Source organism: Lactiplantibacillus sp. 3062 (assembly GCF_055413545.1).
In genome coordinates, this window is sequence record NZ_JBVAYE010000003.1 from 161,494 (window position 1) to 173,579 (window position 12,086).

Here is a 12,086-nt window from a genome sequence, read left to right on the forward strand (position 1 = left end):
TTTACTGACTAGTTATAGGCTTTTAATTATTTAACAACTCTTGTTCAATGGTTGCTAATACCCCATCATGTTCATTATCCAGGGCCGTCACGTGTTTTGCTGCGGCTTGAATGTCCGCCGGTGCGTTGCACATCGCATAACTGTGCGCTGCATATCGCAATAATGGGACATCATTCGCCCCATCACCGAAGGCCATCACATTAGCTGCAGTTAACCCAAGTTTAGTCGCCAAGAATTGAATTGCTGGTAATTTTCCGACCCGCTGATCAACCAAATCTACGACGCCATACCCACTATCATGCGCACGTAACTCGCCATCAAAATAATCATTAGCTCGTGCCACCAGATCAGCAGCCTGGTCCGGTGACGTTGAGATACTGATTTTTTTAACGGTATCATCAACAGTGGCCAGATCCGCAACCAAGTGTAAATGATCATAAAACTGACGGGCCATCGCTACTAACTTATCAGGTGCTCCTAACTCAGTATACGACCCATGGCTACCAACTAAGATTACGTATGCGTCTTTGAATAGTGGCTGGTGACGATCAACAGTCACAAACTTTCGTTGCTGGTCTGCTGAAAGACTACCATCAAAGATCAAGCGATCTTGGGCATAAATCGACGCCCCATTTTCAGCAACAACGATAAGATTATCCGCCATAACATCTTTAAATAACTGTCTAAGATGGGCATATTGGTTACCGGACGAAAGTACTAGGGAAACGTTTATCGCCCGTAACTGCGCCAAAACCCGTTTAAACCGTTCTTTGTCAAAACGCTGATCTTGATGCAATAATGTTCCATTCAAGTCAGTTGCAATTAAATTGATTGCCACAAGTAGCCACCCCATCTTTTATCATTTACTAACAAAATCGGCCTCGTCTCGTCATGTGATTCAGCCGATTAAACATCAACATGACACTCAGTTACATTGCTACGAATACTATTGTAGCATACCACTATTGTCATGCCATAAATGTCGCGGGTAGTTGCGGTTTGGCAAAATAATATCCTTGCCCTCGCGTAATGCCTAGATGATTAGCCAGTTGAACATCAGCCGCTGATTCAATGCCTTCAAAGGTAAATAGCATTTGCTGTTCCTCCGCCTTATCAAACCAAAATTTGAGCGTCGAAACAATTGCATCCGTAGTTGGGGTCCCCAGCGGTCGCATATTTTGTAACGCGAATTTAACCGTATTCACATATGGCAACATCATTTTGATCTGTTGGAATAGGTTATCAGAACCAACATCATCAAAAGCAAGTAATATACCAGCTGCCCGGTACCCAACACTTAATTGCTGTAACTCACTTAGCTCAGGTGTCGCAACTAGCTCAACAGTTAGTTCTCGTGGTAACAAATGCGTCTGCACATAGTGACTAATTGCAACTTGAAAGTCAGGATTAGCAAACTGACGCGCCGTTAAATTGATGGAAACATGATGGTTATTTAATTCCTGAATAGCGCAATCCAGCAATTGAATCAATTCTGTTGGCGCTATTTCAAAGGTCGCTGGTATTCGCCAAGTTTGTTGCCTCTCATCCCACTGTCGTAATAATAACTCATACAAGATTGTTCGGTTGGTTCCAAGGTTATTAATTGGCTGTGCAAAATATTTATATTTCAGCATGACCATTCATCCCCAATAGTCTAATTATTTAGTTGTGTTATCGCAACCGCTTACTTTATCATACCAAAAGATCGTCAACTTTCACAATAGCCTTATGAATATTAGTAGTTAAAAATTATGCAAAAGCTTTGTGGGCAATCAAAAAACGCCACCGTAATCGAACGGTGACGTTTCTTGGTGCCCACACACTTACTTTAAATTATTCAACGGTCACACTCTTGGCAAGGTTCCGTGGTTTGTCCACATCTAAGCCCTTGTTTAAGCTCGTGTAGTAGGCCAATAACTGACCAGGAACAACACTAAGCAAAGCCGTTAATCGTTCATCAACCGTTGGCAAGATAACCGTGTCACCATCTTTAGCTAAACTATCGGTGACGATAGTAACTGTCTTAGCTCCCCGTGCAGCAACTTCTTGTAAGTTGGAGCGGGTCAACCCAGCGGTATTCTTTTGCGTAATAATCCCAATCACTGGGGTATCCTTTTCAATCAAAGCAATCGTACCGTGCTTTAATTCACCAGATGCGAAACCTTCAGCTTGAACGTAAGAGATTTCCTTGAGTTTCAAGGCCGTTTCTAATGAGACGGCGTAATCCAGTCCCCGACCAATATAAAAGGCGTTTGGCGTATTCAATAAGGCACTCTTAGCAATCTTTTCAAAAGTAGCCTTTTCATCAACTAAGCTTTGCATCCCATTAGCGACTAACGCCAACTGCTGTTTTACGTCGAAAGCTGTTGCAGCTGGTTGGTCAACGGCCACACCTAACGCCTTAGCTAAGATGGCTTGTAAGGCAATCTGTGCGGTATAGGCTTTGGTTGAAGCAACCGCAATTTCTGGGCCGGCATGCAATAACAACGTGTACGTTGCTTCGCGCGATAGCGTTGAGTTTGGCACGTTCGTGATGGTCAAGCTTGGGAAATGTTGATCGTTCACATTCAATAACACTTCACGACTATCAGCAGTTTCACCAGACTGGGTCAAGAAGATGAAGAATGGATGTGCTGATAATAATGGTTGGTTGTATGCAAATTCTGAAGAAACGTGCACTTCAGTTGGCACGTTAGCCAACGATTCAAATAACTTTGCACCAACCAGACCAGCATGATAACTAGTCCCAGCAGCCACAATGTATAGTCGATCGGCTGCTTTAAGAGCTGTTAACAAGTCATCATTGATGATTGGATCACCCGCATCATTAAGATAAACTTGGGATAGCTTCCGCATCACATTCGGTTGTTCATCGATTTCTTTTAACATGTAGAATGGATAAGTTCCCTTGTCAGCTTGAGCTGCGTCAATGTCGACATGGAATGGTTTCCGTTCAACTGGTTCGCCGGCCTGGTTCGTGATTTTAATTTCATCAGGTTTAACGACCACGATTTCGCCATCATGTAATTCCAAGAAATCTTTCGTTTGGTCTAACATCGCTAAACTATCTGAGCAGACCACGTTGAAGCCTTCGCCGACCCCAATTAATAATGGACTCTTATTCTTTGCGACGTATAAGGTGTCAGGATCTTCCTTATCCATCAGTAAGAACCCATATGAAGAATGGCCGAGTAGCCCTAACGTCTTACGGAAAGCGGCCAACGTACTCAAGCCTTCCTTGGTGACAAACCGATCGACTAATTGAACAATGACTTCCGTATCTGTTTGAGACTTAAAAGTCACGTCACTTAAATAAGTCTGTTTTAAGTCTTCAAAGTTTTCGATCACACCATTGTGAACTAAATAGAAGCGGCCATCCGCAGAAACTTGAGGATGCGCATTGGCAACACTCGGTTCACCGTGAGTCGCCCAGCGAGTATGCCCAATCCCGGTCGAACCATGAACAGCTTCGCCTACTTCTTTACGTAAGTCATCGATCCGACCCTTTTCCTTAACTAAATAGTCATGACCATCTTGATCATTGACATAGATACCAGCTGAATCATAGCCTCGGTATTCCAACTTTTCCAATCCGTTCAATAAGATTGATACTGCACTATCTTTACCCGTTACACCAACAATTCCACACATAAATTAATCTTCCTTTACTGTTTGAATTGTTTCTAGCTGCGTAGTCAATATATCTGTCACCAACCTCACAGTCGGTTTTTGTAATTGACCTGTAGAGTGCAGTCCCTGACGTCACCCGTCGATTATCGATAAACGTCATCCTCGTCAACTTTAGATTCTAAAGTCCTGGCGCTATTCCGCTTTAACCAATTAACAATTGGTCTAGTCTAACCTCCAATTGGTATATTTCCTAGAAACAAGTTAACTTTACCGTTACATCTAATAAAAGTCAACAATATATTATATTGGTATACGTGTTAGTTAGCGTGTATACCAATCTCAAACGCTTATAAATCAAGGGCATCACGAATTTTCGAATTTTTTGTAACTTTTTTGCGGTCAAATTGGTTTGGGAGGCACTGGGTCCCCTGACAGTCGCCAGTTAACCGCGTTGCCACCGCGCCAACCGCATTTAGCAATGACCGTGCGTTTCATGGCAACAAAAAAGTCGCAACTCTAAGAGTAACGACTTTTTTTGATGATCGGTCTGATCACTTAATTATTCAACGCCAACTTCAGCTTTGACCACATCGACGATCCGATCTACATAAGCGCTAACCAGTTCGTCGGTCTTCGCTTCTGCCATGACCCGCAATAAATCTTGGGTTCCAGAAGGCCGTACCAAGACGCGACCATCACCGGCCATTTCATCTTCAACGTCCTTGATAACTGCCTTGATCTTATCATTGTTCAAAGCGGCTTTCTTGTCTTGAACCTTAACATTCACTAACTTTTGTGGGTAAGTCGTCACTTCGGCGGCTAATTCAGAAAGCTTCTTACCCGTTTCCTTCATGACGTGCAATAACTGAATTCCAGTCAACATGCCATCACCCGTCGTGTTAAAGTCTAAGAAGACCACATGACCAGATTGTTCACCACCAAGGTTATAGCCGTCCTTCAACATTTCTTCGACAACGTAGCGGTCACCAACTTGGGTCTGCTTGCTGTGCAAACCAGCTGCTTCTAAGGCCTTGTATAAGCCCAGGTTACTCATGACCGTTGTGACGACCGTATCCTGCTTCAACTTGCCTCGTTCACTGAGGAATTTTCCACAGATGTACATAATCTTGTCACCGTCAATAATGTTTCCAAGTTCATCGACTGCGATACAACGGTCACCGTCTCCATCAAAGGCTAAACCAACTTGAGCGCCTTTTTCAACGACGAATTTAGATAATGCTTCGGGATGCGTTGAGCCGACCCCTTTGTTGATGTTCAAGCCATCTGGTGCCGTAGCCATCGTATCAAATTCCACGTTCAAATCCGCAAAAATCCGGGAAACTAAGTTACTGGTAGAACCATTGGCACCATCGACAGCCAAATGAATGCCACTTAAGTCATCTGGAATCGTTTGTTCCAAGAATTGTGAATATTTAAGATTACCCTCTGGAAAATCAGCAACTGTCCCCAGACCTTCTGCTGCTGGCCGTGGTAAAGTGTCTTTCGGTTGATCCAGTAATTCTTCGATTTCTTCTTCCTTGGCATCAGACAACTTGAAGCCGTCGCCACCGAAGAACTTGATCCCGTTATCTTCAACTGGATTGTGAGAAGCCGAGATCATGACACCCGCGTCAGCATCTTGGATCCGTACTAAGTAGGCCACTCCTGGCGTCGTAATTACACCGAGACGTAAAACTTCAATTCCGGCTGAAAGCAAGCCGGCAATCAAGGCTTCTTCCAGCATTTGGCCCGAAATCCGGGTATCGCGTGCAACTAAAACGCGTGGTTGCGTACTCTTGTTTTCCGCATGTTCCGTCAATACGTAGCCACCAGCACGACCTAAACGAAAAGCCATTTCAGGTGTTAAGCCTGAATTTGCAATTCCCCGAACACCATCAGTACCAAAATATTTCATTATAATTTACCTCATTTCAAAAGTGTCATGATTAATCATTTTTAACTGTAATTTTTACTTTGACCGACGTTGGGCTAACTGACGAGATCCCATCCTCATCGCTAGTCGAAACATCGACCGTCTTAGTCGTGGTTGAATCAACATTCGTCACATCAACATTGACTGGCAAAGACTTCAACTTCGCCAATGCCGCCTTCGTGCCAGTAACCGTCACTGACTTCGTGTCAGATGAGAATGAATAACTGGTGTCCGCCGCGGTCTTGCCACTGGCTTTCAAATCGATTGGCACATCTTTCGTCGTTGTCGCCTGCGTAATGGGAATATACACCGACGTGGTCGAAGGCGTCAAGACAACGTTCAAATTTTGACCGTTGGCATCTAATGCTTCAATGATAGCCTGCTGGTTCACGGATTTCTCTAAATTCTTGTTGGTATTAACGACCGCAACGACTTTCGCGACTTTGCTAACTTCGCTGACGGCGCCCGTAACTTTGACAGATGATGTTCCGAGCCGTGCCGATCCAACTTCATAACCATCTGCTACGTTGGCTTTATTGAAATCTGCGCTGACCTTATAAGTAGCCGTTCGTCGTGGCTGAATATTAACATGAATGTACTTTTGACTAAGTCCATAACTCAATTCTTTATTCAAGCCATCGACTTCGACTTTGACACTGTGCCGCCCAACTGCCAACTTAGATAAATTAGCATAAACTTTAAAATTCTGCGTGTTAGCCGTAGTTGTGACTAAAGCAGACGGCCCTTCGATCGTAACTTTAATATTTTCGGGATAGCCCGTTACAAAATATTTCGTACTATTCACGTTCAGTTCTAAGGGCGCGCTAATGGTCACTTTACGGTTAGATGTCAATGTCGTTTTCGATGAACTATTCGTCAAAATACTGGCGTTATGCGTTGTCTTTAACGAATTAACGTAGGCGAAGAGCACCAACGCACACAGCAGTGCTAGTAGCCGCATTGACCAATTGCTATTCATAAATTTTTTCATTTTCGGGGACCTCCTCCGAAAACTCGTCCAAACCAATTTTGAAGCGCGTTTTGCTTGGTTGAATCCTCAGGCGTTAGTAAGACTTGGCGGAAATACCGTAAGTAATTTTCACGCGTCATCCCCCGCATCAGCTCATTGTCCTTAGTAATCGACACTTCACCGGTTTCTTCCGAAATGACGATGGTGAGGGCATCCGTTACCTCACTGATTCCGACCGCGGCACGGTGCCGAGTTCCTAACTCTTTAGGAATCAGATTGCTTTCAGATAATGGCAAGTACGCCGCCGCAACCTTGATTTGATTATCTTGAATAATAACGGCACCGTCATGTAACGGCGTATTTGGAATAAAGATATTAATTAATAATTCGCCGGTGATATCAGCATCTAATGCGATCCCAGTCTCGATATAATCCTCAAGACCCGTGTCCATCTTAATCGACATTAAAGCGCCAATCCGCCGTTTAGCCATATATTGGATGGCCTTATCCAGTTCGGCAATCATCCGCTCTTCATCTTCATTCTGACGCTTACCACGCGCAAACATGGAGCCACGCCCTAAATGCTCCAATCCTCGCCGAATTTCGGGCTGGAATATAATAACCATTGCAATGACTGCCCAGTTAATAATTTGATCCATAATCCACGATACCGTGTCCAGACCAATCAAAACACTCACAGCTTTAATAATCGCAATGACAACGATCCCGCGAAACAGTTGTACGGCTTTAGTGCCCCTTAGCAACACAATCAGCTCATAAATGACAAACCATACCGCAAGAATGTCAAGGAGTCGGACAAAGTTTTGTAAGGTCAACAAACCGCTCCAATTGAAAGTCATTAGTCTCCTCCTCATGAAAATCATTTACTTTCACATTATAGCACGGCAACCCGGTTCTCGCGGTGCGATTTCAGCAGAGCCTGCGCTTTTTAGCTAGATTTTGAATAAATATTAAGCTTGATGTTATTTAATATTGCTTGATTAATATTTCTGTTAGAATTAGTACCAGAAGGGAAGTGACTAAATGACTAAGTTACAGCGGTGGTTTGTGCGACTCGCATTCTGGGGATTTTTCATCTTCGCAGCAGTCGACTTGCACGGCGCGTTCCATTTTCTATTACTTAATTCAATTTTGGCTTATGTCCCGATCGAGCTGAGTTTTTGGCTGACACCCCGACGTAGCCCGCTATTATTTTGGCTGATTGCGGTCATTTGGTTGCTTTTCTATCCGAATGCACCGTACTTAATGACTGATTTATTCCACCTCAGCCTATTGAAGCCGTATGGCATCAACGGTCTCTTGCGCTTCGACTTACCGATGTGGCGGGATTTCGCTTACTTGGTTGGGCCAATGATGGTGTCTACAATCATTGGTACCTGGGGCGTTGACCGAATTGCCCAGCAACTGACCCAACGTTTACACTTCCAGCGACTCCCTGCTAGTCGTGGTATCATCTGTGCCGCACTCTTCCTATTTGCTAGTGTCGGTGTCTACGTTGGCCGATTCCTCCGACTGCACTCCATCTACTTACTAATTACGCCACAGTACATTGTGAAACAATTAGTTGAAATGTGGTCGCTAAAGATGCTCGCTTTTGTCTTGATGATGTGGTTACTTCAACTCCTCATCTACGCGGCTTGGCGATTCACGATGCCAACAGTTCCTCATCAAACACCGGATAAGTCCTAGCGTAATCAAAAACACCGTTTGAACTGATTTGATAATCGGTTCAAACGGTGTTTCTTATTATTAACTAAATATTAGCTAATTCTTCGTCTTAGGATCACTATATTCGGTATGCCGCCCCCGCTTATCATGCAACCCACTGAAGCCACTGAAACCCAGTTCGGTAGCCTTTTGTTCCGCATCGTTGATATAACGCAACGTATCGCTTGCCCGTTTTTCACCATAGACTTGGACCCATTGATGAAAACGTTCCTCGGAAGCCGTGGTGATTTCCTGTTCCACTTTATGACCAGCAGGTGTTAACGATAAGTACTTGATTCGGCGATCATGCGTATTCGTGGTCTGTTCAATGTACTTCAAATCTAATAACACGTTGATTTGACGTGCAATCGCACTCCGTGAAACCCGCTGCTCTTTCGCAATCTTGACCAACGTCAGCGGCTCCTCACTTGTTGCAATCATCCGCATAACCGTGTAGGCCTCAAACGTTATCTTATACGGCCGGGTCGGCACTGAAACGAAGTCCCCGACATATTTTAAAATATGCATATAAGTGTCCACGAAGCGTTCATGAATTTCTGATTCTGTCATAATGATGTTTCCCCCTGTAAGGCTGCCCTTATTCGTCCGCTTAAGTAATGATTAATTTGCAAACCTAACCATTCACCGTCAATACTACTCTAACATCATTATAACCTAGAACTACTGATTTACAATCTAAAAAGTTAACTAATCTTCATCGGCCTCAATATCATTGAGCATCAATAAGTTCTCCGAGTAATTAATGAACTGCCGTAACTTTGCCGCGGTGCGTAAACTAATTTGTCCACTCTCTAACAAATGCTGTACACCCGCACGTTCGGCACCAAGACTCTTGATGCGTAGTCCATGCAGCTGTTGTTCATAATCATCACGTGATAACGTGTGATCATTTTTCGCATTCTCGATGCGATTCCGGTAATGAACGATCAAGTGATACAGAGCCTGGCGATCAAACTGTTGCTCATCAACGTTGGCCTGTTTGAGATACTGCGACAACGCTTTAATAGCAGCTTTAGAAGCTTCACGCTGAATATCCAACAACGCCACTCGTAATTCTTCGCTATCGCCAGGTGCTAACCATAGTCGAATCCCTTGCATTGCGCGCGTCAACAACAACCGTAATGAGCGCAGTGTCGGAAGCCCCTGTCGATGTGTCGCCTGTAAGAAACGTTGTTCGCGCCGATCGACACGCCGCAAGTAGACCTGTCCAGCTAACTTACTAGTTTGTTTATTGGCAATCATTTCTCTAACTGCTGCCCGTTCACCATTCAGTGCCACTAAGCGAAGTTCCAATTCATCTGTCAGCATCGGCGCCAACTCATCCGCAGTCTGCGACGCCACTTCTAGACGCCGAATCTGAAACTGCTGGTCCAGGATCAAATCATAGGCCGCACGTTGGTTAGCTGGCCGCCGATGTTCTTCAATATTTTGAATCGCTAACTGTAAGATATAAATGCGGGCTTGCTTGTATGTTAACTGTGGTAATTGCCCACTGCTATCATCACCGTCATCCGTTCCGTCTGCCAAGACCGCGTCGTCTTCATCCGGACTGGATCCCCGAGTAACAAAGGGGAGAGATTTGGCCGCCATCAATGGCAAAATAGCCGCAGCAGCAACTAAACTTACAATGATGACTCCAGCCGCAATGAACAGTACGAGCGCACGTTCCGGAAAGGCTTTGCCCGAGGCCACCACGGTTGGAATCGTGAAGACCCCAGCCATCGTAATGGCCCCCCGCACACCTGATAAACCGGACAATGCTGCAATTCTGAGACTAGGTTTGGCCTTCTTGTGATGTCGTAACCAGTTGAACAACATGTAAGCGTATGTCCAAGCAACCCGAATCAGTAACAAAATCCCCCAGACGATTAAAACGTCAAAGACCGCATGAAACGTATTTGTATGCGCGCCTTTAATGGTTGCTTGCGTTGCTGCCGGCAATTCAATACCAAGAATCAGGAAGACGATCCCATTCAATAAGTAAACAACCACGTTCCAGACCCGTTCCGTCACTAATCGTAATTCCGGCGCATCTTCACTTTCATGTGAATTTTGCAAGTGCGATAATACCCCGGCCGCAACAACGGCGACAACACCGGACGCGTGGAACCATTCTTCAGCAATGAAATAAATTGCAAACGGCGTGAGAATCTGTAACACCACGTTGAACACGATATCGTTGATACCCTCTCGTCGTAACACGTCCCGAATGAGTTGAATGATCGTGATCAGCGCCAGCCCAACGGCCAAACCGACCAGACTAATATAGAAGAAATCCCCAACAGCTTCACCGAGTACAAACGTACCGGTAACCGCTGCTGCTAACGCATATTTGAACCCAATTAACCCACTCGCATCATTAATCAGGCTTTCGCCACTGACCAAGTGCAAAATTTCTTTAGGTAACTTGACCCCTTCCGAGATCGACTGCACGGCAATCGGATCAGTTGGCGATAAAATGGCCGCCAACGCGATTCCAACAGCGAGCGGAATCGTTGGGATCAATACGTGAATCAAAAAGCCACCGAGAATGGTGGTAATAAAGACGAGGACGATTGCATTCGCAAAAATTGCCCCGCGTAGTTCCCATAATTCCTGTTTTGGAAATTCTCTGCCATCGTTGTACAGCATGGGCGCAATAAAGACGAGCATAAACCAATCCGTTTGCAATTTTACCTGTACATTTAATAATAAAGCCACTCCTAGACCCAGCCCGACTTGAATTAAACTGACCGGGATTGCGACTAGATAGTGGCTCAATACATTCGACAGCAGCACTAAACATGCCAGTAAAATCACTAATTCGATAATCGGCATCTAGTGGTTGCCCCCTTTGTTAAATTGACATAACTAACCTTGAACGACGTCTTCACCAATGATTCGGACTTCCGTCTGAAGATGGACGCCAAACCGCTCAAATACAACTTTCTGGACGTAGTGAATCATATCCATATAATCGGTCGCTGTAGCGTGATCGACATTGATAATAAAACCCGCGTGTTTCTTAGAAACTTCAGCACCACCGATTCGATGGCCTTGTAAGCCAGCATCATGAATCAGTTTACCAGTAAAATACCCAGTTGGTCGCTTAAAAACACTCCCGCATGATGGCCATTCCAACGGTTGTTTGGCTGCTCGCAACGTATTCAATTCGTCCATCCGCGCTTGAATCTTGGTCTGATTACCTGGCTTGAGACCAAACGTCACCGATACGACAATATCATCATAGTCCTGGATCGTACTGTGCCGATAGCCAAAATCTAATTCGTCATGATCCAGGGTTTTAAGCTGACCCGCTGGCGTCAAAACCGTCACCGTTTCAACAACTTCACTCATTTCGCCACCGTACGCACCAGCATTCATGAAAATCGCACCCCCGACACTACCGGGAATCCCAGCTGCGAATTCGAGACCAGTCAAGCTAGCGCCACAAGCAACCTTAGTCGTCGCAATAATTGCGGCACCAGCTTCAGCAACAACTTTGGTGCCACTCGCATGAATTTGCTTCATGCGGGTGAGAATGATCGTTAATCCACGGATACCACCATCTTTGACAATCAAATTACTGGCATTACCAATCACGGTTAGTGGTAAATTTTGCTCATTGGCAAACGTAATCAGAGCTTTCGTCTCGCTGATTGACTTTGGAAACGCAACGTAATCGGCGGGACCGCCTGTTTTAGTATTCGTATAATGACTTAGTGATTCATTTTTTTTAATTTCGATGGCTGGAAAAGTGGCCAAGACATCTTTGGTCATGGTGAAAAGTTCCTTTCGTGTTTCGATTTAATTCACTTACGTTAA

At 44.7% G+C, this 12,086-nt stretch carries 10 protein-coding genes; 1 reads left to right on the forward strand and 9 read right to left on the reverse strand.

What is annotated here, in order from left to right; translation table 11 throughout:
* Window positions 1–22: 22 nt before the first annotated feature.
* The 6 genes from ACWQAU_RS06805 to cdaA all read right to left on the reverse strand — a co-directional run bounded on the left by ACWQAU_RS06805 (window position 23) and on the right by cdaA (window position 7,393).
* Window positions 23–838: a Cof-type HAD-IIB family hydrolase gene (locus ACWQAU_RS06805; RefSeq protein WP_003643989.1), complete on the reverse strand. Its 816-nt coding sequence runs from the start codon at window positions 836–838 to the stop codon at window positions 23–25.
* A 130-nt stretch (window positions 839–968) separates the two neighbouring features.
* A complete protein-coding gene (locus tag ACWQAU_RS06810) occupies window positions 969–1,634 on the reverse strand; it encodes an EAL domain-containing protein (RefSeq protein ID WP_022637901.1) in 666 nt (221 codons plus the stop codon).
* A gap of 199 nt (window positions 1,635–1,833) precedes the next feature.
* The gene (gene glmS / locus ACWQAU_RS06815; protein WP_003641075.1) at window positions 1,834–3,651 is read right to left on the reverse strand and encodes a glutamine--fructose-6-phosphate transaminase (isomerizing); all 1,818 of its coding nucleotides are present in this window, start codon (window positions 3,649–3,651) and stop codon (window positions 1,834–1,836) included.
* Between the two features lie 538 nt (window positions 3,652–4,189).
* The gene (gene glmM / locus ACWQAU_RS06820) at window positions 4,190–5,545 is read right to left on the reverse strand and encodes a phosphoglucosamine mutase (protein WP_003643988.1); all 1,356 of its coding nucleotides are present in this window, start codon (window positions 5,543–5,545) and stop codon (window positions 4,190–4,192) included.
* Between the two features lie 31 nt (window positions 5,546–5,576).
* Window positions 5,577–6,554: a CdaR family protein gene (locus ACWQAU_RS06825; protein WP_003641072.1), complete on the reverse strand. Its 978-nt coding sequence runs from the start codon at window positions 6,552–6,554 to the stop codon at window positions 5,577–5,579.
* Window positions 6,551–7,393, reverse strand: a complete 843-nt coding sequence (gene cdaA / locus ACWQAU_RS06830) for a diadenylate cyclase CdaA (RefSeq protein ID WP_003643987.1) — start codon at window positions 7,391–7,393, stop codon at window positions 6,551–6,553. Before cdaA ends, ACWQAU_RS06825 begins: the two co-directional genes overlap by 4 nt.
* Before the next feature lie 184 nt (window positions 7,394–7,577).
* Between cdaA and ACWQAU_RS06835 the strand changes: the two genes are divergently transcribed.
* On the forward strand, window positions 7,578–8,243 hold the full coding sequence (locus ACWQAU_RS06835) for a DUF1361 domain-containing protein (protein ID WP_015825221.1): 666 nt from the start codon (window positions 7,578–7,580) through the stop codon (window positions 8,241–8,243).
* Between the two features lie 75 nt (window positions 8,244–8,318).
* Here the strand turns inward: ACWQAU_RS06835 and ACWQAU_RS06840 are convergent, their stop codons facing one another.
* The 3 genes from ACWQAU_RS06840 to murB form a co-directional block, all read right to left on the reverse strand.
* On the reverse strand, window positions 8,319–8,831 hold the full coding sequence (locus ACWQAU_RS06840) for a MarR family transcriptional regulator (RefSeq protein ID WP_003641069.1): 513 nt from the start codon (window positions 8,829–8,831) through the stop codon (window positions 8,319–8,321).
* Between the two features lie 138 nt (window positions 8,832–8,969).
* The gene (locus tag ACWQAU_RS06845) at window positions 8,970–11,099 is read right to left on the reverse strand and encodes a cation:proton antiporter (protein WP_003643985.1); all 2,130 of its coding nucleotides are present in this window, start codon (window positions 11,097–11,099) and stop codon (window positions 8,970–8,972) included.
* A gap of 33 nt (window positions 11,100–11,132) precedes the next feature.
* The gene (gene murB, locus ACWQAU_RS06850; protein WP_003641067.1) at window positions 11,133–12,041 is read right to left on the reverse strand and encodes a UDP-N-acetylmuramate dehydrogenase; all 909 of its coding nucleotides are present in this window, start codon (window positions 12,039–12,041) and stop codon (window positions 11,133–11,135) included.
* Window positions 12,042–12,086: the final 45 nt, after the last annotated feature.